Origin of the sequence: Amycolatopsis sp. cg9 (assembly GCF_041346945.1) — a bacterium.
Lineage (GTDB): Bacteria > Actinomycetota > Actinomycetes > Mycobacteriales > Pseudonocardiaceae > Amycolatopsis.
The window spans coordinates 1616850-1640265 of sequence record NZ_CP166850.1 but is presented as its reverse complement, the minus strand read 5'-3'; the positions used below and the strand labels follow the sequence as shown (position 1 = coordinate 1640265).

General features: G+C 70.8%; 24 protein-coding genes and 1 pseudogene. 11 read left to right on the top strand and 14 right to left on the bottom strand.

From position 1 onward, the window contains the following. Positions 1-68: 68 nt before the first annotated feature. Positions 69-353 (top strand): annotated as a pseudogene (locus tag AB5J73_RS07435) (IS30 family transposase); the annotation flags it as partial. A 57-nt stretch (positions 354-410) separates the two neighbouring features. Here the strand turns inward: AB5J73_RS07435 and AB5J73_RS07430 are convergent. Then, positions 411-1379 carry a R2-like ligand-binding oxidase gene (locus AB5J73_RS07430; protein ID WP_370968956.1) on the bottom strand — a complete coding sequence of 323 codons (969 nt, stop codon included), beginning with the start codon at positions 1377-1379 and terminating at the stop codon, positions 411-413. Then, positions 1376-1975, bottom strand: a complete 600-nt coding sequence (locus AB5J73_RS07425; protein ID WP_370968955.1) for a TetR/AcrR family transcriptional regulator — start codon at positions 1973-1975, stop codon at positions 1376-1378. Before AB5J73_RS07425 ends, AB5J73_RS07430 begins: the two co-directional genes overlap by 4 nt. A gap of 95 nt (positions 1976-2070) precedes the next feature. On the opposite strand from AB5J73_RS07425, the gene AB5J73_RS07420 reads away from it, so the two are divergent. Next, a complete protein-coding gene (locus tag AB5J73_RS07420; protein ID WP_370968954.1) occupies positions 2071-2688 on the top strand; it encodes an HAD family hydrolase in 618 nt (205 codons plus the stop codon). Here the strand turns inward: AB5J73_RS07420 and AB5J73_RS07415 are convergent. Next, the gene (locus AB5J73_RS07415; protein WP_370968953.1) at positions 2685-2921 is read right to left on the bottom strand and encodes a hypothetical protein; all 237 of its coding nucleotides are present in this window, start codon (positions 2919-2921) and stop codon (positions 2685-2687) included. The genes AB5J73_RS07420 and AB5J73_RS07415 overlap by 4 nt on opposite strands. Before the next feature lie 235 nt (positions 2922-3156). On the opposite strand from AB5J73_RS07415, the gene AB5J73_RS07410 reads away from it, so the two are divergent. Next, positions 3157-3543 carry a cold-shock protein gene (locus AB5J73_RS07410; RefSeq protein WP_086861937.1) on the top strand — a complete coding sequence of 129 codons (387 nt, stop codon included), beginning with the start codon at positions 3157-3159 and terminating at the stop codon, positions 3541-3543. Here the strand turns inward: AB5J73_RS07410 and AB5J73_RS07405 are convergent. Genes AB5J73_RS07405 through AB5J73_RS07395 form a run of 3 tightly spaced genes read right to left on the bottom strand, consistent with a single transcriptional unit; the run spans position 3540 to position 6780 of the window. Next, positions 3540-4016 (bottom strand): DUF2771 family protein, encoded by a 477-nt coding sequence (locus AB5J73_RS07405; RefSeq protein WP_370968952.1) that lies wholly within the window; start codon positions 4014-4016, stop codon positions 3540-3542. The two genes, AB5J73_RS07410 and AB5J73_RS07405, sit on opposite strands and share 4 nt — an antisense overlap. Before the next feature lie 11 nt (positions 4017-4027). Further along, a complete protein-coding gene (locus AB5J73_RS07400; protein ID WP_370968951.1) occupies positions 4028-5962 on the bottom strand; it encodes an MFS transporter in 1935 nt (644 codons plus the stop codon). A 50-nt stretch (positions 5963-6012) separates the two neighbouring features. Then, on the bottom strand, positions 6013-6780 hold the full coding sequence (locus AB5J73_RS07395) for a glutaminyl-peptide cyclotransferase (protein ID WP_370968950.1): 768 nt from the start codon (positions 6778-6780) through the stop codon (positions 6013-6015). A gap of 51 nt (positions 6781-6831) precedes the next feature. Between AB5J73_RS07395 and AB5J73_RS07390 the strand changes: the two genes are divergently transcribed. Together AB5J73_RS07390 and AB5J73_RS07385 are read left to right on the top strand one after the other, a co-directional pair. Continuing rightward, positions 6832-8475, top strand: a complete 1644-nt coding sequence (locus tag AB5J73_RS07390; RefSeq protein WP_370968949.1) for a DUF3027 domain-containing protein — start codon at positions 6832-6834, stop codon at positions 8473-8475. Continuing rightward, positions 8456-11275, top strand: a complete 2820-nt coding sequence (locus tag AB5J73_RS07385; protein ID WP_370968948.1) for a sacsin N-terminal ATP-binding-like domain-containing protein — start codon at positions 8456-8458, stop codon at positions 11273-11275. Before AB5J73_RS07390 ends, AB5J73_RS07385 begins: the two co-directional genes overlap by 20 nt. On the opposite strand, the gene AB5J73_RS07380 is transcribed toward AB5J73_RS07385, so the two are convergent. After that, on the bottom strand, positions 11272-11499 hold the full coding sequence (locus AB5J73_RS07380; protein WP_308673962.1) for a DUF2530 domain-containing protein: 228 nt from the start codon (positions 11497-11499) through the stop codon (positions 11272-11274). The genes AB5J73_RS07385 and AB5J73_RS07380 overlap by 4 nt on opposite strands. 82 nt (positions 11500-11581) lie before the next feature. On the opposite strand from AB5J73_RS07380, the gene AB5J73_RS07375 reads away from it, so the two are divergent. Further along, a complete protein-coding gene (locus AB5J73_RS07375; protein ID WP_370972992.1) occupies positions 11582-13051 on the top strand; it encodes an NCS2 family permease in 1470 nt (489 codons plus the stop codon). Here the strand turns inward: AB5J73_RS07375 and AB5J73_RS07370 are convergent, their stop codons facing one another. Beyond that, the gene (locus AB5J73_RS07370) at positions 13052-13639 is read right to left on the bottom strand and encodes a hypothetical protein (protein WP_370968947.1); all 588 of its coding nucleotides are present in this window, start codon (positions 13637-13639) and stop codon (positions 13052-13054) included. 105 nt (positions 13640-13744) lie between these two features. Between AB5J73_RS07370 and AB5J73_RS07365 the strand changes: the two genes are divergently transcribed. Together AB5J73_RS07365 and AB5J73_RS07360 are read left to right on the top strand one after the other, a co-directional pair. Further along, complete coding sequence (locus AB5J73_RS07365; protein ID WP_086861485.1) at positions 13745-14176, top strand: MarR family winged helix-turn-helix transcriptional regulator; 432 nt, start codon at positions 13745-13747, stop codon at positions 14174-14176. 113 nt (positions 14177-14289) lie between these two features. After that, positions 14290-15546, top strand: a complete 1257-nt coding sequence (locus AB5J73_RS07360) for an MFS transporter (RefSeq protein ID WP_370968946.1) — start codon at positions 14290-14292, stop codon at positions 15544-15546. On the opposite strand, the gene AB5J73_RS07355 is transcribed toward AB5J73_RS07360, so the two are convergent. From AB5J73_RS07355 to AB5J73_RS07330, 6 genes are all read right to left on the bottom strand, one after another. Further along, positions 15543-16580: a hypothetical protein gene (locus tag AB5J73_RS07355; RefSeq protein ID WP_370968945.1), complete on the bottom strand. Its 1038-nt coding sequence runs from the start codon at positions 16578-16580 to the stop codon at positions 15543-15545. The genes AB5J73_RS07360 and AB5J73_RS07355 overlap by 4 nt on opposite strands. Before the next feature lie 217 nt (positions 16581-16797). Next, a complete protein-coding gene (locus AB5J73_RS07350; RefSeq protein WP_370968944.1) occupies positions 16798-17601 on the bottom strand; it encodes an arylamine N-acetyltransferase in 804 nt (267 codons plus the stop codon). A gap of 100 nt (positions 17602-17701) precedes the next feature. Further along, positions 17702-18325: a superoxide dismutase gene (locus tag AB5J73_RS07345; RefSeq protein WP_003088226.1), complete on the bottom strand. Its 624-nt coding sequence runs from the start codon at positions 18323-18325 to the stop codon at positions 17702-17704. Positions 18326-18518: 193 nt separating this feature from the next. Next, positions 18519-19181 (bottom strand): heme oxygenase (biliverdin-producing), encoded by a 663-nt coding sequence (locus AB5J73_RS07340; RefSeq protein WP_370968943.1) that lies wholly within the window; start codon positions 19179-19181, stop codon positions 18519-18521. A gap of 73 nt (positions 19182-19254) precedes the next feature. Beyond that, entirely contained in the window at positions 19255-19851 is a 597-nt protein-coding gene (locus tag AB5J73_RS07335; RefSeq protein WP_370968942.1) for a TetR/AcrR family transcriptional regulator, read from the bottom strand. 16 nt (positions 19852-19867) lie between these two features. Beyond that, positions 19868-21367, bottom strand: coding sequence for a glutamate--cysteine ligase (locus tag AB5J73_RS07330; RefSeq protein ID WP_370968941.1), 1500 nt, complete (start codon positions 21365-21367; stop codon positions 19868-19870). Between the two features lie 213 nt (positions 21368-21580). Here AB5J73_RS07330 and AB5J73_RS07325 point away from each other — a divergent pair, with 213 nt between their 5' ends. From AB5J73_RS07325 to AB5J73_RS07315, 3 genes are read left to right on the top strand one after another with little or no spacing between them, the layout of a single operon-like run. After that, positions 21581-22387, top strand: a complete 807-nt coding sequence (locus AB5J73_RS07325; protein ID WP_370968940.1) for a TrmH family RNA methyltransferase — start codon at positions 21581-21583, stop codon at positions 22385-22387. Between the two features lie 31 nt (positions 22388-22418). After that, entirely contained in the window at positions 22419-23039 is a 621-nt protein-coding gene (locus AB5J73_RS07320; protein WP_370968939.1) for a DUF2537 domain-containing protein, read from the top strand. Beyond that, a complete protein-coding gene (locus AB5J73_RS07315; protein WP_370968938.1) occupies positions 23039-23395 on the top strand; it encodes an MmcQ/YjbR family DNA-binding protein in 357 nt (118 codons plus the stop codon). The genes AB5J73_RS07320 and AB5J73_RS07315 overlap by 1 nt, the downstream gene beginning before the upstream one ends. Positions 23396-23416 lie beyond the last annotated feature (21 nt).

Below are 23416 nucleotides of genomic sequence, written 5' to 3'. Positions count from 1 at the left end.
CGATGACGGAGGTGGTCCTGACGTTGCCGCCGATGCTGCGGGGGTCGCTGACTTAGGATCAGGGCAAAGAAGTGGCGCAGCACCGGAAGATCACCGTGGATGCGGGCTTGAAGATCTTATTCTGTGATCCGCACACACCGTGGCAGCGGGGCAGCGATGAGAACACCAACGGGCTGCTCAGGCAGTACTTTCCCAAGGGCACGGACCTCTCCCGGCGCAGCGCAACCGAGCTGGGGCGGGTTGCAGCCGAACTCAATGGGTGGCCACGCGAGACCCTCGACTGGCACACCAGCCGAGGCCCTCGCAGCGCTACTGTCTGGTCAGCAAACGATCGTGTCGCGACCATCATGTGAATCCACCCCACCTTGAGGGACTATAATTTCCTGAAGGTGGCCTTCACGAAAGGCACGTCAGCCGACGGCCGCGGCCGCCTCGGCGATCGCCTTCGCGTCTTCCTCGCCGAACGTTTCCTCGAGGTGCTCCGGCGAGTAGTCCAGGTCGATCTGCTCCACCGGCATCCCCCGCGCCGACTCGATCGCGCCGAGCCGGCGCTGCGCCCGGTCCGCCGCGTACTGGATGATCTCCTGCGGGTCGTTGTCGAACGGCAGTTCCTCGAACTGGTCCTGCACCCACTGGATCATGCTGAGCGCGTGCGGGAGCAGCTCTCCCATCCGCTGCTGCACCGCGTCCCACAGGGAGTCGTCCGCGGCCACGTGGCGGCGGCACGTGAACGTCCCCCACGCCATGTGGCGGCGCTCGTCGTCGCCGATGCGGCGGACGAGTTCCTGCATGCCCGGCAGGATGTCGTGCTGGGTGCAGATCAGCTGCCACGAGTAGTAGCCCGTCAGCGCGAGACTGCCTTCGATCACGTGGTTGTACGTCACGCTCGCGCGGATCTGGTTGAGCGGGCTGGGATCGTCCTCCAGCGCGCGCAGCGACCGCGGGAGCTCCTCGTAGAACAGCTTGCGGTAGTGCGGGTTTTCGGCGACGAAGGGGTGGAGGTCCGCCGTCAGCCCGACGGCGTCCATCCACCGGCGGAACACTTCCGTGTGTTTGGCCTCCTCGAAGCAGAACTGCGTCAGGTACATCTCGTCGCCGAACCGGCCGGTCGCCGACATCGCGCGCATGAACGGCTGGATGTCCTCGGTGACGGCTTCTTCGCCGGCGATGAACTGCGCGACCAGGTACGTCGTGCTCCGCTGCTGCTCCGGGTTGAGCGTGTCCCAGCCTTCGCGTTCGCGGCTGAAGTCGATGTCGGCGGGGTTCCAGAACTTCTTGTTGCCCTTGACGAACAGCCGCAGCGGGAAGGAGTCCCAGTTGAGCCCGCCCTTGCGCAGCGAGGAAAAGCCGGTCCGCAGCTCGGGCAGCGTGTCGGTCATCGTGTCACTCCATTGTGGACGAATTGGCGGATGGCGGGGGCCAGCACGGCGGTGACGGCGTCGGCCGCCTCCGTCGCGGAGTGCGTCGGGAGCACCAGGTGCGACAGGGAAAGCCGCACGACGGTCTCCGCGAGCAGGGCCGCGGACTCCGCCGAGAGACCGGGCTCGAAGTCCCGGTAGTGCCCGGCGGCGAGGTCGGCGGCCGCGGTGAGGATGGGCTCGCCCCTGGTCGTGAGCAGGGGCAGCAGGTCCTCGCCCGCTTCCGTGCCGAGCGCCGCCGCGACCAGGCGGTTCTCCCGCGCGTGCTCGATCGTGTAGACCACGGCGTGGTGGATGCCCGCGAGGAGCCCGTCCGCCGTTTCGAACCGCTGCCGGATCCCGTCGAGGAACTCCGACGCGGTGCGCAGCGCCACCGCCTGGGTCAGCGCCGCCTTGTTGCCGAACTCGTTGTAGACGGTTTGCCTGCTCACCCCGGCCCGCGCCGCCACGTCGGCCATCCGCAGGCCCGCGTGCCCGCGGTCCGGCAGCAGTTCGGCGGCGGCGTCCAGCAGCGCTTCCCGCAGGGACGCCTTCGTCCGGTCAGTGAAGCTGGTCACACCCTCACCTTGACACAGATCGCTCCGCTGTCAAGACGCTGTACATGATCGTCTTTCGTGTAAAACTGTCGGACCCTCCGGCTAACGTGTCGGGCGTGGGCATCACGGTGGGGTTCGACCTCGACATGACACTGATCGACGCGCGGCCGGGCATGGCCGCGGCGATGAACGCGCTCGGCGCCGAATCCGGCCTGCCGCTCGACGGTGCCGCGTTCGCGGCCAACCTCGGCCCGCCGCTCGACGACATCCTGCGCGGCTTCGAGGCGCCGGAAGAACGCATCCCGGGGCTCGTCGACCGGTTCCGCGCGCTGTACCCCGACATGGTCGTGCCGAGCACGGTCGCGCTGCCGGGCGCGGTCGAGTCACTGCGCGCGGTACACCGGGCCGGCGGCCGCACGCTCGTCGTCACCGGCAAGTACGGGCCCAACGCGCAGCTGCACGTCGACGCGCTCGGGCTGGAGGTCGACGAGGTCGTCGGCGAGCTGTGGTCCACGCGGAAGGCCGAAGCGCTCCTGGCGCACGACGCCCGCGTGTATGTCGGAGATCACGCGGGCGACATCCGCGGCGCGCTGGCCGCCGGCGCGATCGCGGTCGGCGTCACGACGGGGCCGTGCGATCGCGCGCTCCTGCTGAGCGAAGGAGCGGAGGTGGTGTTCGAGTCGCTGACCGAGTTCCCGGACTGGTTCGAGAAGACCTTCGCGGCCGTCTCCTAGTTCTTGGCGCGTGCCTCGCGGACCAGCGCGATCAGGCCCAGCAGCAGCCCGAGGGGGGTGACGACACCGGCGGCGACCGAAAGCCAGATCGGCAGGTTCTCCAGGCCGGCGGCGAACATGATGAACACGGCGAGCACGGCCAGCATGCCGATGCCGAACAAGCCGATGCCGAGGCGCATCAGGAACGGTTTGCCGGGGGCGGCCACGGTGGCCTCCTTCGTCGCGGTCGTCATGACGCAGAGGGTATCCGCCGGTACCGATCCGACCGGAAGTAGGCCGACCCCCCCAGCGATAAGAAACCGCTGGTGCGAGTGCCATCGGCCGTGGCTGAAGTCGGATCGGTACCGAACGGCAGAGTATCGACTTCTCCCCAGGGCGTGTGGCGAGATACCCTTTCAGGAGCGCGCCCTGGGTACGCCCCCGGGCGCGTTCGTCGTGAGCGGGACAGCAGAAGGATTGGTGAGGGAAGTGCCGACCGGCAAGGTCAAGTGGTACGACGCGGAGAAGGGGTTCGGGTTCGTCACGCAGGACGGTGGCGCCGACGTCTACATCCGCAAGGCCGCGCTGCCGCAGGGCGTCGAGGGGCTCAAGGCCGGTCAGCGGCTGGAGTTCGGCGTCGCCGACGGCCGCCGCGGTCCGCAAGCGCTTTCCGTCCGGCTGCTCGACCCGCCGCCGTCCGTCGCCGAGGCTCGTCGCCGCCCGGCCGAGGAGCTGCACGGCCTGATCGAGGACATGATCAAGCTCCTCGAGCTGAAGGTGCAGCCGGACCTGCGGCGCAACCGCTACCCGGACCGCAAGCACACCAAGCAGATCGGCGAGATCATGCGCGCGGTGGCTCGGGACCTCGATCCCTAAGCCTCCAGCCGGAGACCCCACACGTCGCTGGGCAGCAGCCCGGACTCACCGGTGCTGGAGTTCAGCACGGCCGTGTACTTCTGCACGTCGACCGCCGAGATGCGGTCGGCGGGCGTCGGCGGTGTGACCGTGTACGCGTAGCGGTCCAGCGACGTGAACGGGATCGGGTCGCTCTGCTTGTACTCGCCCTGCGGGGTGACGTACTCGTAGACGATCTGCCACGGCGCGTCCGCGACCTCGCCGGGCACGGAGATCTGCACGGGCTTGCCCGGGCGGACCTTCAGCGTCTTCGTGTCGCCCTTGGCGCTGCACGGCTGCGCCAGCTGCCGCGAGTAGTCGCAGGACAGCACCGGCGCGGTGTTGATCGTGTGGCCGTCGGCGTAGAACGTGACCTCGGCCGGGCCGGGTGCCGAGCAGCCGGCCACCGCGAACCCACCGGCCGCAAGCAGGGCCACCACCCGGGAACGTCGCATGGGCTCAGACCCTACCGGCGGGGCGCCGGGTCCCTGGGCAGGCCCTGGGCCGGGAAGCTGCCGGTCGGCTCGGGGCGCAGCGGCCGGTCGCCGCCGAGGCCCGGCACGAGCGAGCCGCCGCGGCGCACGAGGTACGTCTGGGTCAGGCCGACCGCCAGCACGACCGTGATGACCAGGAACCCGATCCAGTACGTCGGCGGCAGCAGCAGGCCGACCGCGCCGCCGAGGCACCAGGCCAGCTGCAGCACGGTTTCCGAACGGCCGAACGCCGACGCGCGCGACTCCTCGGGCAGGTCTTCCTGGATGACGGCGTCGAGGCTGATCTTCGCCAGCGCGCTGGCCGTGGCGCCGACCAGGCCGACGATCGCGGCCGTGGCCAGGCCGGGCAGGATCGTCGCGACCAGCGCGGCCAGCACGCAGCCCGCCACGCACCCGACGATCACCTGGTCCGGGCTGCCGAAGTGCAGCCGCGAGCCCAGCGCGTTGCCGAGGAAGCCGCCGGCGCCCGCCGCGGCGCCGATCACGCCGAGCAGCAGCAGCTGCATGAACGGCGTCTGCCCGCTGCCTTCGGTCTGGGCCTTCACCGCGAACGCGGCGAACATCATGAGGAAGCCGGTGAGGATGCGCACCGAGCCGTTGCCCCACAGCGCGACGACGATGTGGCGCCCCATCGGCTGGCGGCGCTTCTTCTCGGTCGGGTGGGCCGAAAGCGACGTCGGGACCTCGCCCTCGGTCGCCTCCACCCAGGCCGGGATCCGCATCGACTGCACGGCGGCGGCGACGCAGATCAGCGCCGTGAACCACAGCGCGCCCGCCGACCCGGAGATGGCGTTGATGCCGCTGGCCAGCGCGCCGAACGCGCCCGCGGCGACCAGGCCGAACGTCGTCAGCCGGGCGTTGGTCTTGGACAGCGTGATCTCGGACGGCAGCACCCGGGGCGTCACCGCGGCCTTGAGCACGGTGAACGACTTCGAGAGCACCATCATCCCGAGCGCGGCCGGGTAGAGCAGCCAGTCGTCGAAGTGCAGCGCCATCACGACGGCCATCAGGCCCTGGCCGACCGACGACGCGCACATGGCGAGCCGGCGGCCGCGCTGCACCTTGTCGAGCGCCGGCCCGATCACCGGCGCGACCAGCGCGAACGGCGCGATCGTGATGAGCAGGTAGAGCGCCACCTTGCCCTTGCTCTCGCCGCTGGTCGCGGCGAAGAACAGGGTGTTGGCCAGCGCGATCGCCATCGCCGCGTCGCTGGCGTAGTTCAGCATCACGGCGTAGGTCAGCGAGGTGAGGCCGGACTTCTCGGCGCCGTCGGCCTTCGTCGCGCGCTGGAAGGCGCCGACGGCCTGGCCGGTCAGCTGGCGGCTGCGCATCGCCGCCACGCGCGTGACGGTGATCTTCTTCGGCAGCTTCGGCGTGCCGCCCGGCGTCCGCGGTTCTTCACGCGGCGGCAGTGGCTCCGGCTCCGGCGGCCGCGGCTCACCGGCGTAGCCACCGGTGTCGTAGTGCTCGTACTCGCCGCTGCCGGGGTACCGGTCGCCCTGGTAGAAGCCGCCGGGTTCGCGGCGGACGGGCTCGGTGCGGTGCGGGTCGTGCGGCGGGTAAGGCCGTGCCCCGCGTGGCGGCGGCGGCCGGTGCCCCATCGGCGCGGCCGCGGTCGGCGCCTCGTTCGCGTCCGGCGCGCCGTAGTACCCGCCGCGCGGGGGCGGCGGGGGCGGGGGCGCGGGCCGTTCGGCTCGGGTGGGCGGCGCCGCGCTGCGGTGCTCGACGCGGGTGTGCTCGGCCGGCGGCGGGCCGGGCTGCTCGACGCGGGTGGGCTGCGGGTTCCGGGCGGCCTCGCGCCAGGACCGCGCTTCCGCCGCGCCCGGCTCCGGCGTCCAGCGTCGCTTCGACTTGCGGCCGCGCGGCTGCGAGCCGGAGCCGTCGGAGCGGGAGCCGAAGAGTGCCACGTGTCAATCCTGCCTTACCGGGGGTCGGTTCCGCCTGCTCATCCGTGCTTTCAGGGGGAGACCGGGACGAACCTCACCCGGAACGTGACCGGCCACTGCTTCCCGGTGAGGAGGAAATCGCCGGTCCCCGGCACGGCGGCGATACCGTTGAGCACGGCTTCGGCGTCCGCCGGGTTCACCTCGGCACGCAGCCGACCTGCGTCGATGGTGCCGGTGACGTGCCCGGTCGCGGCGTCGACCCGCAGGATCGTGTCGGTGTGCCAAACGTTTGCGTAGACGTCGCCGCCGACGCACTCGAGCTCGTTGAGCTGGTCGCGGCCGACGTCGACGCTCCCGGTCACGGCGAAGGTCTTCGGGTCGCGGAAGGTGAGCCGCGACGAGCCGTCGCTCATGACGAGCCGTCCGTCGGCCTGGTGGCACAACCCCCAGCCTTCGCCCTCGTAGGGCACCTGCCGCAGCTCGGCGAGGGTCTTCGCGTCGCGCTCGATGGCGACGCCGTCCTGCCAGGTGAGCTGCCAGAGCGTCGGCCCGAGCACGGTGACGCCCTCGCCGAACAGCGGCGACGGCAGCGTGACCTTCGTGGCGGGCGGCCCGCCGGCCGGCCCGGCGGTGAGCGTCGACTGGCCGGCGAGCCCGGTGCTTTCGTAGAGCGTGTCGCCGGCGAACTCGAGGCCCTCGGTGAACGCGGTGGGGTCGTGCGCCAAGGTCGAGACCACTTCGACGGTGAGCCGCGCCGGGCCGTCTTGTTGTTCGGGGGCACCGGCGCAGCCGCCGAGGGCGGCGGCGAGCAGCAGGGTCGTGACGATGGGCGTGCGCACGTTGAACAGCCTGGCACGGGCGCCGCGGATGCGTGCGGCACAATTGGCCGCATGACTTTGCTGCTGACCCTCGACGACGGTTCCGTGCAGCGCAAACTCGCTGACGCGGTGGAGTTCGCGCGAGCCGCGGTGCTGGAGGAAGCGCCCGGGGAGCAGCTCGGCGCCCACGTGGGGGTCACCCGCGAGGACGCGGTCACAGCGAGTCACCTGTTCGAGGCCCAGGTACCCGGCTACCGTGGCTGGCGCTGGTCAGTGACCGTCGCACTGGCGGCCGACGAAGAGCCGGTGACGGTCAGCGAGGTCGTCCTGGTGCCCGGCCCGGAGGCGCTGATCGCCCCGCCGTGGGTCCCGTGGGAGCGCCGGGTCCGCGCGGGCGACCTGGGCGTCGGCGACATCTTCCCGACGGACGAGAACGACCCCCGCCTGGCCCCGGCGTACCTGCAGTCGGACGACCCGGCGGTGGAGGAGGTCGCCCGCGACGCGGGCCTGGGCCGCGTCCACGTGCTGTCCCGCTTCGGCCGCACGGAAGCGGCGTCCCGCTGGCACAGCGGCGAGTTCGGCCCGCGTTCGGACATGGCCCGCAGCGCCCCGGACGTCTGCGGCACGTGCGGCTTCTTCGTCCAGCTGGCGGGCTCGTTGCGCGGCGTGTTCGGCGTGTGCAGCAACGACATCGCCCCAGCGGACGGCCACGTGGTGGACGTGGAGTACGGCTGTGGGGCCCACTCGGAGGTCGAGGTCGAGGTGACGTCCTCGGTCCCGGTGGCAGAGCTGGTGTACGACGACTCACTGCTGGACTTCACACCGGCGCCTTCGCCGGAGGTGGTGGAGACGGCGGCGGCCGAGCCGGAGACGGCGGTCGCGGAGTCGGACGTGTCGCCGGCGGAGGTGGAGCCGGAGGTCGCCGAGGAAGCTGCGGCGGAGCCGGCTCGGGGTGAGGTGGCTGATGTGGTCGCGGAGCCTGCGACGGTGGAGCCGACTCAGGTCGAGGTGACTGGCGCGGTTGTGGAGCCTGCGGCGGCGGAGGCGGCTCAGGCCGAGGTGACTGATGCGGTTGTGGAGCCGGTGGTGGTGGAGTCGGCTCAGGCGGAGGTGGCCGATGCGGTTGTGGAGCCTGGGGTGGCTGAGCCGACTCAGGCCGAGGCCAGCGGTGCTGCTGCCGAATCGGCGGTGGCTGGACCGGCGGTTGGCGAGCCGGTGGAGGCGGCGTCGGCGCAGGCCGAGGTGGCCGATGTGCTTGCCGAGCCGACTCAGGTCGAGTTGACCGAGCCGGCTGAGTCGGCGGGCGCTGAGACTGCGGAGTCGGCTCAGGCTGAGGTGACCGGTGGCGGTGCCGAGCCGGAGGCCGTTGGCGAGTCCGAGGTTGCTGAGTCGGCTCACGCAGAGGTGACCGATGCGGAGCCGGTCGTGGCTGAGCCGGCGGTTGCCGAGCCGGTGGCGGCGGAGTCGTCCCAGGTGGCCGATGGTGGCGCGGAGCCGCATGCTGCTGTGCCCGTTGAAGCTGATGTTCCTGAGCCCGCGGAAGCTGAGCCGACTCAAGCTGAGGTGACCGATGCGGTTGCCGAGCCTGGTGAGGCCGATGCCGAGAGCGAGCCCGCCTCGGCTGATGAGGTTGAGCTTCCCGAAGCCGCTCCCGTCGACGATGTCGTCACCGAGGCGTCGGAGGGTGCTCCGATCGATGGTGCCGGTGAGCGCTGAGCCGGGCGGGGCCGATCCGTTCGGTTCCGGGCGGCTTCGTGAGGCGACCCTGCGTGCTTGGCGGGACTCGCCGACGCGGCTCATCGAAGACACCAACGTCGAACGGGATCTGCGGGTCGGGGCTTATCGGGATCGGCTCTTCGTCGAGCTGGCCCAGAACGCCGCCGATGCCGCCATGGCCGCCGGTGTGCCGGGGCGGGTTCGGGTGTCCTTTGTGGACCGGGAACTCCGGTTCGCCAACACCGGTGCGCCGCTAGACGCGCGCGGGGTTGCTTCGCTGGCCTCGCTTCGGGCTTCCGGGAAGACCGGCGAGACCGTCGGGCGGTTCGGGGTCGGGTTCGCCGCCGTGCGGACCGTTTCCGATGAACCCCGGGTCGTCTCCCGGACCGGTGGGGTCGCCTTCTCCGCCGAGTGGACTCGGAAGGCCGCCGGGATCGACGGCGAGGTTCCCGTGCTGCGGTTGCCGTGGCCGGTGGACGGGGATGTTCCGGAGGGCTTCGACACCGAGGTCCGGCTGCCGCTGCGGGACGACGTCGACGGCGGTGCTCTTCTCGAAGAGCTCGCGCGCGATGTCGCCGACCTGCTGCTCGCTCTGCCGTGGCTGGCCGAGTTCGAGGTCGGGGGGCGCGTTTGGACGCGGTCCTCGACGCAGGACGTCGTCGAAATTCGGGGCCCGGTAAGTGAAACCCGGTGGCTGACGCACCGCGGTGACGTCGTCTGGGCGGTCCCGGTCGGGCCGGACGGCGTACCCGAGCCGCTCGGCGAAGACGTTCTGCGCGCGCCCACGCCCACCGATGACGCGCTTTCGTTGCCCGCTCGGCTGCTCGCGTCCGTTCCGGTCGAACCGTCGCGCCGCCGGGTGTTGCCCGGGGCCGAGCTGACCGCGGCGCTGGAAAAGGCCGCCGGTGAGTACGTCGGGCTTGTCCGGTTGCTGCCGGCGGAACACCGGTTCGTGCTCGTTCCGGTGCCCGGGTTTCCGAAGTCCACTGTGGACGCCAAGTTGCGTGATGAAGTGCTTGCCGCGCTGGGCAACGAGACTTGGGTGTCCACTCAGGACGGAAAAGAGGTTTCCGGGCGACAGGCAAGGGTTCTCGACGTCGATGTGCCCGGACTGCCGGAGCTGCTCGCCGACTTCGTGCCGGGACTGGTCAAGGGGTCCGTGCCGGCGCAAGCGCTGAAAGCCGTTTCGGGGCAAGTGATCGGCATCGAAGAGGTGCTGGAAACGCTTACCGGCGTCAGTCGGGATCCCGGGTGGTGGCGCGAGGTCTACGCCGCGCTCGCGATCGCCGTCGACTCGCACGCGGTCACCGCGGCCAAACTGGACGGTCTGCCGGTTCCGCTGTCGGACGGGCGAACGCTGCCCGGGGCTCGGGGGTGCCTGCTGGTCGAAGGTTCCGCGGAGCTGCTCGACCTGTTGTCCGATGTGGACATCCCGGGGCTGCGGCTGGTGCACCCGGCCGCGTCGCACCCGTTGCTGGAACGGTTGGGGGCCAAGCACGCCGACGCGCGCGAGCTGCTCAACGCCGATCAGCTGCGGGACGCCGTCGAGCGCAGCGTCGAAGACGTGCGGTCCGGATTGGACGGTACGACGCTCGCCGGTGCCGTGCTGCGGCTGGTCGCCGACTGCGGGGACGATGCTCCGCGCTGGGTCGGCGCGCTCGCGCTGCCCGCCACCGACACCTGGCGGCGGGCCGACGAACTCGTGCTCCCGTCGTCGCCGCTGATCGACGTCTTCGACGAAGAGGTCTTCGAAGAGGACGGCGCGCTCGACGTGCTCGACGAGGACTTCGCCGAAGACTGGCCGGCCGGCACGCTGAAAGCCGCCGGGGTGCTCGACTCGTTCGCGCTGGTCGTCGACGACGAGCCGCACGAACCCGACCACGACCTGCCCGACGAAGAAACCTGGTGGGACTCGCTGCCGGAGCCGCCGTCGACGCTCGTCGCGATCCGGGACCTCGACCTCGTCGCCGACGACTCCTGGCCGGCCGCGCTGCGCCTGCTCGCCGCGCGGCCCGAGACCTGGCACGCCCTGCGCGCGCCGCGGGGGCACGCCGCCTGGTGGATCGCGCAGTACGCCGTGCTCGGCGGGTTCGCGCCGAACGAATGGCGCCTGCCGGACGCCGATCTGGCCGGGCTCTACGACGAGGTTCCCGACCTCGGTCTCGGCGAGCAGCTCCTCGCGGCCGCCGGGGTGCGGGCGGACCTCGAACTGTCCACAGTGGAGGAGGCGGACGACCTCCTCGACCGGCTCGCCGACCCCGAGCGCGCGGTCTCGCCGGGGCTGACCACCCGCGCTTACGACGCCGTCGTCGAGTCGGGCCTCGGGCCGCGCGCGCCGCGGGGGATCCGGGCCGCGGACGGGTCCGTTGTGGACGACGCGCTCGTGCTGGACGTGCCGTGGGTGGCCGGCGCGCTCGAGCCCGACCGGTACGTGGTCGGCCCCGAGGACCCGGAGCGGCTCGCCGACCTGCTCGACCTGCCGCTCGCGAGCGGCGCGCCCGCCGAGGTGACCAGCGAGGGCGAGTACGCGCCCTGGGCCGAGCTGCCCGCGCTGAAGCTCGTCGCCGACCAGCTCGGCGTCCGGCTGCCCGACGGGGGCGTCCTGGTGCACGACCCGCTGACCGTGGCGATCCAGGGCGCCGAGCACGACGTCCAGTGGTGGTCCGACGGCCGGCTGCACGCGGCGGACACGTCCGAGGGCCTGGCCCGCGCGTTCGCCTGGGCGGCCGGGCGCTGGCCCGACCGGCACCTGATCACCGCGCTCCTCGACGACCCCTCACCGCGGACCCTCCTGAGCTAAAGCCGCTGGGCCGACTTCGAGCCGCGGCGGGCGGCGGCGCGTTGCCAGCCGATGATCGCCAGGCCGACGAAGCCGAGCGCGAAGCCGGACAGCGCCGTCTGCACCCAGAGCCCCGATGTCGTGAAGAAGAGCACCACCAGCGCGACAGCCCAGATCGAGGTGCCTACGATCACCACCGGCGTCAGGTCGGTCAGCCTCTTGGGCAGCTCCGGCGTGTGCCGCAACGAGCCCGTAACCTCCGGTGGATTGATCGGTTCACTCACGAGGTGCAGGGTACTCCGCAGCAGCGAGAGAATGGGCAGGCGAATGGCGGAGCAGGAGACGACCCGCGCGGGGACGTCCACACTGGACCGGTTCTTCAAGATCACCGAGCGGGGTTCGACGGTGTCGCGCGAGCTGCGCGGCGGCTTGGTCACCTTCGTCACGATGGCTTACATCGTGGTGCTGAACCCGCTCATCATCGGCAGCTTCTCGGCCGACGACGCGGGCGCGCACAAGGACCTCCTCGGCGGCATCCTGCCCGTCTCGCAGGTGGCCGCGGTGACCGCGCTCGTCGCCGGCGTCATGACGATCCTGATGGGCCTGGTCGCGAACTACCCGTTCGCGATCGCCACCGGCCTCGGCATCAACAGCCTGGTCGCGGTCACCATCGCCCCGCAGATGACCTGGCCCGAGGCGATGGGCCTGGTGGTCATCGAGGGCGTGATCATCGTCCTGCTCGTGCTCACCGGCTTCCGCACCGCGGTGTTCAAGGCCGTGCCGGCCGCGCTGAAGTCCGCGATCGCCGTCGGCATCGGCGTGTTCATCTGCCTGATCGGCCTGGTCGACGCCGGGTTCGTGCGCCGGCTGCCGGACGCCGCGCACACCACCGTCCCGGTCGGCTTGGGCATCAACGGCTCGATCGCCTCCTGGCCGACCGCGGTGTTCGTCGTCGGCCTGCTGGTCACCGGCATCCTCGTGGTGCGGAAGGTCAAGGGCGCGATCCTCATCGGCGTGCTGGCGTCGACGGTGCTGGCCATCGTCGTCGAGGCGATCGTCAAGGCCGGGCCGTCGAAGGGCACGAACCCGCTCGGCTGGAACCTCGGCTACCCGGCGCTGCCGGACCAGGTGCTCGGCCTGCCGAACCTCTCGCTGGTCGGCGACGTCTCCTTCGGCGCCTGGACGCGGCTGCCGATCATCACCGTCTGCCTGCTGGTGTTCACGCTGGTGCTCGCCGACTTCTTCGACGCCATGGGCACCATGACCGGCCTCGCGAAGGAAGCCGACCTGCTGCCGCCGGACGGCCAGCTGCCCAACGTCGGCAAGGCGCTGTTCGTCGAGGGCCTCGCGGGCGCGGCCGGCGGCTTCGGCTCGGCCAGCTCGAACACGGTGTTCGTCGAGTCGGCGTCCGGCATCGCGGAGGGCGCGCGGACCGGCCTGGCCAACGTCGTCACCGGCGTGCTGTTCATCGCCGCCATGTTCCTGACCCCGCTGTACCAGGTCGTGCCGGTCGAGGCGGCCGCGCCGGCGTTGGTGGTGGTCGGCGCGATGCTGATGTCGCAGGTGCGCGACATCGACTTCACCGACTACTCGATCGCGCTGCCGGCGTTCCTGACCATCGTCGTCATGCCGTTCACGTACTCGATCGCCAACGGCATCGGCGCCGGCTTCGTCAGCTACGTCGTGATCCGCGCGGCGACCGGCAAGGCCCGCCAGGTGCACCCGCTGATGTGGGTGATCGCGCTGGCCTTCGTGGCGTACTTCGCGGTCGGGCCGATCCAGGCGGCGTTCAAGTGATCAGCCCGCGCTGCTGACCTCGAGGGCGTCCGCCAGGACGTTCACGTGGCTGAGGAACTCCGGCTGGGGAGCCTCGTAGCGGATGGTGATCAGCACGTCGCCGACACCGACGCCGACGAGGTTCACCTGCCGGAGCACGCCGTCGCGGACGTAGGAGTAGTCCCATTCGGCGGCTTCGTCGTAGCCGACGTCGGCGTGCTTCGCGACGGTGCCGGGGTGGGGGCTCGCCTTCGCGATGGCCTGCAGGGCGCTGAGCGCGTCTTCCTGGGTGATCGGCACGCGATCGGTCTCCAGCACGAGTTCGCCGCTGCGGTAGGTCGCGCGGTCCTTGTCGTGCGTGGCGGTCCAGCCGGTCGGGACCGGGATTTCGAAGTCGAAGCCGCCGGTCTCGCTGCCCGGCTGGGCCGGGAAGTCGTAGATCTCCTTCGTCTCCTGGTACGGCAGCGTGGTGGCGGTGGGCATCGTCGTCGGCGGCGTCGACGGCGGTGCGGCCGCCGGTGCGGCGTCCGGGCCGCTCAGGAACTGCGCCGCCACGATCGCCAGTACCGCCGCGCCGACCACGGCCGAGCCCACCAGCTTCTTGTTCATCCGACCCCCAGGGTTTCCCTGGTGAGGACGCGCGGTCCGTATTCCAGGTTGCCGCTTGACGGAGATCACCCGTGCGGCCGAAGTTTCGTAAGGTATGCTAACTATATGTCCGGCGACACGCACGAACGCTCCTTGGCGAGTCGGTTGCGTCTCGCGGTGGTCCGGCTCAACCGCCGGCTGCGGGCACAGCGCGTCGGGGACGACCTCACGCTGACGCAGGTCGCCGCGCTGTCCACCTTGCACAAGTGCGGCGCGCTGACCCCGGGGCAGCTCGCCGCGAAGGAAGGCGTCCAGCCGCCCTCGATGACGAGGGTGATCGCCGCGCTCGAAGAGCTGAAGTTCGTCGAGCGGCGCCCGCACCCGACCGATGGCAGGCAAGCCATCGTCGAGTTGTCGGAGAGCGGTCTGGCCTACGTGCAGAAGGCCATCTCCGTGCGGGAGGCGTGGCTGGACCGGCAATTGGCGGAACTCGGCGACGAAGAGCGCGAAGTGCTCTCCAAAGCCGCCGAAATCATCGACAGGATGGCGGGGAACTAACCACGGTGACGGCCACGGGTAGCGAAACCAAGCGTTCGATCGAGTCCACTGCTACCCGGGACACGGCGCCACCGCCGTCCGCCTCACCGCCGTCTCCGGCCAAGCGCGGCAGCATGTTCGCGTCGCTGCGGGTCCGCAACTACCGGCTGTTCTTCACCGGCCAGGTCATCTCGAACATCGGCACCTGGATGCAGCGCATCGCCCAGGACTGGCTGGTGTTCACCCTCAGCGGCAACAACCCGATCGCCCTCGGCATCGCGGTCGCGCTGCAGTTCGCGCCGACGCTCTTCCTGTCGCTGTGGGCCGGCGTCCTCGCCGACCGCGTCGACAAGCGCCGGCTGCTCACCTGGATCCAGGCCGCCGCGTGCGTGCAGGCTGTCGTCCTCGGCGTGCTCGACATCAGCGGGATCGTCGCGCTGTGGCAGGTCTACGTCCTGTGCTTCACGCTCGGCATCACGGCGTCGCTCGAAGTGCCGACGCGGCAGTCGTTCGTCGCCGAGATGGTGGGCCGCGACCAGATCGCGAACGCCGTCGCGCTCAACTCGTCGATCTTCAACATGGCGCGCATCGTCGGCCCGGCCATCGCCGGGTTCGCGATCACCTGGATCGGCACCGGCTGGCTGTTCATCGCGAACGCGCTCAGCACGGTCGCGGTGATCATCGGGCTGCTGCTGATGAACCCGGACAAGCTGTTCCGCGTCGCGGCGGTGCCGCGCGAGAAGGGACAGCTCGTCGAGGGCCTCCGGTACGTCCGGCGGCGCTCCGACTTGATGACCGTGATGGTGCTGGTGCTGTTCGTCAGCACGTTCGGCATCACCTACTTCAGCTCGCTGCCGATCGTCGCGGCGAACGTCTTCCACACCGCCGCCGACGGCTACGGTCTCCTTTCCACGCTGGTCGCGGTCGGCACGTTCACCGGCGCGGTGATGTCCGCCCGCCGCGGCACCAAGGGACGGCCGCGGGTGCGGCTGATGCTGGTGTCGGCCTTCTTCCTGGGCGTGTTCGAGCTGATCACGGCCTTCATGCCGACCTACCTGACGTTCGGCCTCGGCCTGATCCCGCTCGGCTTCGCGACGATGACGTTCCTCAACACGGCGAACGCGCTGGTGCAGACGTCGGTCAGCCCGGAGATGCGGGGCCGGGTGATGGGCCTGTACGTGCTGGTCCTGATCGGCGGCAACCCGATCGGCGGGCCGATGGTCGGCTGGATGGCGGACGCGTTCGGCGGGCGGTCTCCCTTCTACATCGGCGGAGCGGTTTCGGCGCTGGCCGCGGTCGTGTGCGCGGTGGTGCTGATCCGGCGGGGTGGCGTTTCCTGGCCGGTGCAGCGGGGGTTCGGGCTGCGGGTGCTGAAGCGGGCGAAGGTCTAGCGGCCCAGGAGCGGCGGCACCACCTCCTCGGCGAACGCGCGCAGTTCGCCATCGGGCTTGGCGCCGTCGATCCAGCTGATCTCGAGGGTCTGCCGGGAATCGTCGAGGAGCTGGATCTCCAACGAGCTGCCCAGCGTCTTCTCGTGCGCTGGACGGCCGGCGACCCGGTCGGTGAAGGATCCCTCACTGTCCTGGTGGTAGGTCAGCGTGACCGACTTGAGGTCTTCCTCGCGCTGGCAAGACCCGAAGGGGCCGGGCTTCAGCTGGTCGAGTGGGACCTTCAACGCGCGGGACAGCTGGGTGCACAGCTGCCAGGTGATCAGCGGGTAGGGCGCGTCGGTGATGCCCGTGCCGAGGATCGGGGTCATCTCCCTGGGCTTGCCCGCGGCCGGCAGCGATGGCCCCGGCGTGGTGATCGCGCCGACCATCGGGCCGGCCAGGGCCAGCGCGATGGCGCGGTAGTCGTGCTCGGCCCGGTCTCCCGGCACTTGGTGCACGACCAACTGGAGCGTGGGGCGCACCCACTTCTCGGTCGAGTCGCTCAGCCGGATCGCGAGGGTCCGGCCGAAACCTTCCGTGCCGAACCGGCCCAGTTCGCCTTGGCGGCCGGCGACGGTCACGGCCTCGGGATCGACGCCCTTGATCGGCACCGGATCAGCCCAGAACGTGGCCGAGACGTCGAGGTTCGCCGAGACGACGTGGCACATCCCGTTCTCGTCGACTTCGCGCAGCACCGGGCCGCCCAGCGCGCTCGCCCACGTCGCCTCCGGTACTGCTCCGCAGAGCACGTGGCCGCTCGTGCGGCCCGGCAGGGCCACGGCCAGCTCGCCGGTCGGCATCGGTACCTGCCGGACCACCTCGCCGTCGGGTGACGGCCATTCCGAAGGCAGCTTCAGCGGTTTCGCGTGCGACTCCGGCGAGTCGCGCGTCAAGTACCAGGCCAGCAAGGACAGCACGATCACCGCGGCCGAGACCGACAGCGCGATCAGGACCGTGTGGTCTTTTTTCGGCGGGTACATCCCCCTCGTGTTCACGCTGTGACCGTATCGACACGCACCGACAAAAACCGGCGGTTCCTGCAGGTGATGTCACCTGAACGAGTGAGATGTGAGTCTCCACGACCCGGCTCTTGCTTCGGGAGATGAGGTTAGGCTAACCTCATACATGTCCGCTTCGTGGTGGGAGCGGCAGTCAGTTCGGGAACGGACGGAGCCCCGGCCCTGGGAACCCCAGGCCGGGGCTCCGTTCACGTCACGGCAGTGTCGGGCTGAGCGTCCCGCTCGTCAAGGGACTCCCACCCGGTGGGGTCGGCAGGCGCTTCAGCGGGAGACCGAAGTAGACGCGGTAGGCCGCCCGGATCGCGGCCTCGGTCGGCAGCGCGACTTCGTTCCGGACGCCGTCGACCGTCTCGATCAGCTTGGCGCCCGACAGCGTGACGCGACCCTGGGACGTCGGGCGGGAGCAGGTCAGCGAGCGCGTGAAGTGCGACTCGGGGGACGTCGACTGCCACCACGCCATCGGGACGAAGTCGGCCAGCGGGCGCGCGCGGCGCTCCAGCCGGTACTGCGGCTCGCCGTCCAGCAGCACGTCGACGTCGCCGTCGGGGGTGTCCAGCAGCAGGAACTCGCCGTCCGGGTCGCGCTGGGCGTCCACGCCGGACAGGCGCAGCGGGTGCCGCGCGAAGCGGCCGAAACCGACGTCCACCAGCCACGGCTCGTCCAGGTCGACGACGATCGCCGCGTGGTCGAGCGGCGGGCCGAGGGTGCCGTCGGGGCGGAAGACCTGCGCCGCGTGCAGGCGCGCGGAGTAGCCGAGCTCGCGCAGCAGCGCCGCGAAGAGCCCGTTCAGCTCGTAGCAGAACCCGCCTCGCCGCCGGCGCACGATCTTCGCGAACAACGCCGCTTCGGTCAGCTCGACGGGCTCGCCCAGGTGGATGCTCAGGTTTTCGAACGGGATCGCGACCAGGTGGCGTTCCTGCAGGTGGCGCAGGGTCGCGAGGTCGGCAGCGGCGGGTCGCCGCACCCCCAGCCGGTCCAGATACGCGTCGACGTCCATGGCTCAAGCCAAACACCTCGACCACACTCGAGGTCAAGCGATTTCACCCGACGACGAAAAACGGGGCCCTCCGAGTGGAGGACCCCGTTCGAGGAAGAGCTCAGCCGAGCAGCAGGCCGTTGCCGCCGGCGACGGCGTTGTCGAAGCGCTTGGAGATCTCCGCCCAGTTGAAGATGTTCCAGAGAGCCTTGACGTAGTCCGGCTTCACGTTCTTGTAGTCCAGGTAGAACGCGTGCTCCCAGACGTCGACCAGCAGGATCGGCACGGTCGGCAGGATCAGGTTGTTGTGGTGGTCGCGCAGCTGCTGGGTGATCAGCGTCTTGCCGATCGGGTCCCAGGAGAGCGCGCCCCAGCCGTTGCCCTGGATCGTGGTCGACACGGCGGTGAACTGCGCCTTGAACTTGTCGAAGGAACCGAACGCCTCGTCGATCGCCGCGGCCAGCTCACCGGTCGGCTTGTCGCCGCCTTCCGGCGACAGGATCTTCCACCACACGACGTGGTTGGCGTGGCCGGCCAGGTTGAAGGCCAGCGTGGTCTCCAGGCCGACGATCGAGCCGAAGTCGTTCGCTTCGCGGGCGGCTTCGAGCTTGTCGAGCGTGTCGTTCGCGCCCTTGACGTAGGTCGCGTGGTGCTTGCTGTGGTGCAGCTCGTTGATCTCGCCGGAGATGTGCGGCGCGAGGGCGCCGTAGTCGTAGTCGAGATCGGGCAGCTCGTAGCGGGCCATTGGCCCTCCTTCTGTCTTCGACACAAGTTTCCGGTACCGAACCTAGTAGCACACCGCCCTTCGCGGCGAGCGGGGGCGGGTGGCCGTCACAGCGTGGGACGGCGGGCTCGTAAGTGGCGTACCCGAGGGTCCGCCACCCGAAACCGAGCCTGCTACCTGGACTTAACTGGAGGTCAACGAGCTGTGACGACGATCATGCGGCGCGGAACTCGTCCAGCCGCTGGGCCAGTTCGTCGAAGACGGCGACGTTGCATTCGAACGCCACCAGCGTCTCGTCGATCACGCGGGCGCGCTCGGCTTCGTCCCACGGCGCGTTGTCGAGCTTCGCGCGGTACCGGTCGCGGAAGCGGGGCGCGCTGCCGATGCCGTCGAAGTGGTAGAAGAGCGTGCCGGCCTCGGCGACGTCGTACGTCTTCTCCAGCAGCCGGCGGATGGCCTGGCCGCCCGCGATGTCGCCGAGGTAGCGCGTGTAGTGGTGCGCCACGTACCCGCCCGCCCACGAAGACGCTTCGCGCACTCGCGCGACGTACGCCTGCGTCGAAGCCAGCGGGGAGATCGTCGACCGCCAGTCCGGGCCGACCAGGTGGGCCAGGTCGCGCTCCAGGCTGGGCAGCCGCCGGAGCTCGTCGAAGACGAATTCGCCCCCGACCGGGTGATCGGCCATCGCGTCGCTCGCCGCCTCGATGGCGCCGTAGACGAAGTAGTACTGGATCGCCAGCTGGGTGTAGCCCTCTTGCGACAGCTCGCCGCCGAGCAGGGCGCGCATGTACGTCGAGTAGTTCGCCTTCTCGTGCACCTCGAGCGTCGACGCGCGCAGCGTCGCCGAGAACGGGCGGGCGTCCGTGGTCACCGACATGGGCAGGCCTCCCGGCGATCGATCTGACACGCTGTCAGAAAGATCGTAGGGCACAATCCCGGCTTAGGCTACCCTAAATCGACGCGCCGACCGCCCGGAGCACGAACCGCACCGATGCTTCGATGACGTCTTCCAGCTGCTCGGGCGGGCCGTCGACCAGGGTCCGGTTGCCCAGTGCCGCGGTGATCATCGGGATCAGCACGTCCGGGTCCTCGGCGGGCCAGTGCCCCAGGTCGACGCCGCCGGTGAGGATGGCGCGCAGCCGGTCGGTGATCGGGTCGGCGTGCGCGCTGATCCGCCGGTACGCCGCGGGGGCCAGCGCCGACGCGAGCGCCGTGCCCGGCGGCATGTGGTACTCCGCCAGCACCCGCAGCTGCAGCCGGACGAAGGTGGCCAGCTGGTCGGCCGGATCGGCCTGGGCCTCGACGGCTTCGGTCAGCCGCGTGACGTACCGGGCGGCCTCGTCCTCGACGAAGGCGACCAGCAGGCTCTCCTTGTCGGGGAAGTGGTTGTACAGCGCGGTCCGGCCCACCCCGGCGGCCGAGGCGACCCCGGCGAGCGTGATCGCGTCGAAGCCGCGTTCGTAGAGCTGCGCGCGCAGGACGTCGAAGACCCGCGTCCGCACTTCGCGCCGGTGCGCTTCCAGCGACTCACCGAGAATCTTCGGCATCCGCCCAGGCTAGCGCTCAATCATCGACGCGCCAGGTGTGCACCGGCTCGCCGGCCTCCGACAGCTCCAGGTAGCGCCCCAGCATCAGGCTCAGCGCGGCTTCCCGGTCCAGCCCGCGGTCCTGTGCGCGCAGAACGTAGTCGCGCTGCCAGGTCGCCCCGGTCCGCCGCGCGAGGCAGCGGCGTTCGACGATCCCGAGGTAGCGCTCGCGGGCTTCGTCGGAGACGTCGGAGCGGCGCAGCCCCTCGTGGGCGAGCGGCAGCAGCACGCGCAGCGCCAGCTCGTCCGGCGGGATCCAGCCGATGCCCGGCCAGTACAGCTGCGCGTCGAACCCCCGGCGCGCGCCCGCGTAGAGGTTTTCCTCCGCCGCCTGGAAGGACATCTGGCTCCACACCGGGCGTTCCGCCTCGGCGAGCGCGCGCTGGGCACCGTAGAAGAACGCCGCGTTCGCCACCGTGTCGACGACCGTCGGGCCGGCCGGCAGCACCCGGTTCTCCACGCGCAGGTGCGGCAGGCCGTCGACGACGTCGTACACCGGGCGGTTCCAGCGCCAGATCGTGCCGTTGTGCATGCGCAGCTCGGTGAGCTTCGGCGCCTGGCCCGCGTCGAGCGCTTCGATCGGGTCTTCGGCGTCGGTTTCCGGGAGCAGGCCGGGGAAGTAGCGGACGTTCTCCTCGAACAGGTCGAAGATCGACGTGATCCAGCGCTCGCCGAACCACACGCGGGGCCGCACGCCCTGGTTCTTCAGCTCTTCCGGCCGGGTGTCGGTCGCCTGCAGGAACAGCGGGATGCGCGTCTCGTGCCACAGCGCCTTGCCCAGCAGGAACGGCGAGTTCGACGCCAGCGCGATCTGCGGCCCGGCCAGGCACTGCGCCGCGTTCCAGTGCGCGGCGAACTCCTCCGGCGCGACCTGGAGGTGCAGCTGCACGCTGGTGCACGCGGCCTCGGGCAGGATGGATTCGGCGTAGCTGCGCAACCGCTCCGGCTGCCGGCCCGACAGCGGCGCGCCTTCCATCGCGAGCACGGTGCGCTCGCCGCGCGCGGCGAAGATCTGGTCGTTCAGCGTGGAGTACCGCGTCTTGTTGGTGAGCCACTTCTGGTCGAAGTGCTCGTGCTTCAACGTCGGCAGGATGCCGATCATGGCCAGCGCCGACCCGGTGTCCCGCGCCTTGGCCGCGGCGGTCCCGAGGTACGCGCGGAGGTCGTCTTCGAGCTGCAGGGCCGAATCGCCGGCCAGCGGCCGCGGCGGCACGTTCAGCTCGATGTTGTGCTGGCCCAGCTCGGTGGTGAACGACGGGTCGTCCAGCGCCTCCAGCACGGCGGTGTTCGTCATCGACGGGCGCAGCTCGCGGTCGACCAGGTTCAGCTCGACTTCGAGCCCGATGTTCTTGCGGGGGAACGAAAAACTGCCGTCGGTGAGCATGCGGGCCAACGTGTCCAGGCAGCGCTGCACCTTGCGGCGGTACCGCCCGCGGTCCAGCGTGTTGAACGATTGAGCCGCGAGGTCCATCCCCATGACCATCCCTGCTTCGTGCGTCGGCGTGGAACTAGGACGTGTTTCAAGTCCTGGCGGACAACCGTTACACAGGCGATGCACCCGTGCTAGCGGCCAAACTGGTGCTCTCCGTCACGAGGGGTTAACCGAAAGAAAAATGGCCCCGTTCGTACCACCCGCGCGTGGACGTTCGGACCAGTCCGGCGCCCGGCAAGCGGGTGACAGACTGGGCGGATGGGCGTGATCCACATCGACGATCGGGACGACCCGCGGGTCGACGATTTCCGCGACCTGTCCACAGCGGACCGGCGGCCGGACCGGCCTGGCGGGCGGGGATTCGTCATCGCCGAAGGCACCGTCGTGGTGTCCCGGTTGCTGACGTCCCGGTACCCCGTGCGGGCCCTGCTCGGGGTCGAGCGGCGGTTCGCCGAGCTGGCGGCCGAACTCGAGGGAATCGAGGCGCCCCAGTACGTCGCGTCCGCGGAGACGATGGCCGACGTGGTCGGCTTCCACCTCAACCGCGGCATCCTCGCCGTCGCCGACCGGCCGGCGCCGCTCACGGTTTCCGAAGTCGTCGACGGCGCCGGCACGATCGCCGTGCTGGAAGGCGTCGGCGACCACGAAAACCTCGGCGCGCTCTTCCGCAACGCGGCCGCGCTCGGCGTCGGCGGGGTGCTGCTCGGGCCCGGCTGTTCCGACCCGCTCTACCGGCGCAGCGTGCGCGTGTCGATGGGACACGTGCTGCGCGTGCCGTTCGGGCAGCTCGAGGACTGGCCGGGCGGGCTCGACGACCTGCGTGCGCGCGGGTTCGCCGTCGCGGCGTTCACCCCGCGACCAGGGTCGATCCCCCTGCGTGAGCTGCGCGCGCACGCGCCCGGGCGGGTGGCGTTGCTCTTCGGTGCCGAGGGTCCCGGACTGACCGAAGCGGCGCTGGCGGCGGCGGATCACGCGGTCCGGATACCCATGCCGGCCGGAGTCGACTCACTGAACATCGCGACCGCCGCCGCCGTCGCCTTCTACGAACTGGCTCCGGGTGGCTAAGGTGTTCCCCTGGTCTGGGCGAAAGGACACCATGGAGCTGCGGATCCGCGGCGAGCGCGCCGTGCTGGCCGGCCCCGGCGGGGAGCACGCGCGCGAGGTGGACCCGCACAAGCTCGCGATCGGCGCCGATCTGGCGCAGGCCCTGCACGAGTGGGCGCGCGTCGCGGCCGCGGTCTCGGCCGATTCCGGCGCGGAGGCGGGCGCGGTCGTTTCGCAGCGCGGCCGCCAGCTGGCCGGCCGGCTCGCCTCGGTGATGGGCACGACCGTCCGGTTCGTGGACCCGGTGACCGGCGCCGACACGGTCGTCGAGCCGCCACCGCGGGAGCCCGAAGCCGGTCACCGGTTCGTCCGGACCGTGCTGGGCCCGCCCGGCCCGCCCGGCGAACCGACCCCGTGGCTGACCGGCCTGACGGTGTCGGCGTTCATCGCGGCGGTGGTCGTCGTCGCGATGCTGGCGCTGGCTTCGACGCTGGCCAGGGAGACCAGCGGGTGGCTGGCGCTGGCGGCGTCGGTCGTCGTGACGGCCGGGATCACGCCGTCGCTGTGGCTGATCCGGCGCACGCCGATCCTGCGGTGGGCCGCGTACGGCGCCGCGGGCGGTGTGGTGATCGCGTGGATCGGCGTGCTCGTGATCGCCTTCGGCGGCGCTTGATGGGCGGGCAGCTCGACGAGCTGCGGAAGCTCTGCCTGGCGCTGCCCGAAGCGACCGAGCGGCTCAGCCACGGATCGCCCGCCTGGTTCGTGCGCGGCAAGAAGACCTTCGTCATGTTCGCCGACGACCACCACGGCGACGGCAGGCTCGCCTTCTGGTGCCCGGCACCGCCCGGGGTGCAGGAGGAGCTGGTGCGGACCGAGCCCGTGCGGTTCTTCCGGCCGGCGTACGTCGGGCACCGCGGCTGGCTGGGCGTGCGGCTGGACGTCGACGTCGACTGGGCCGAGGTCGACCGGATCGTGCGCGAGGCCTACCGGCAGGTGGCGCCGAAGACGCTCGCGGCACAGGTGACCTAGCTGTAGCGCCCCAATGTGGCG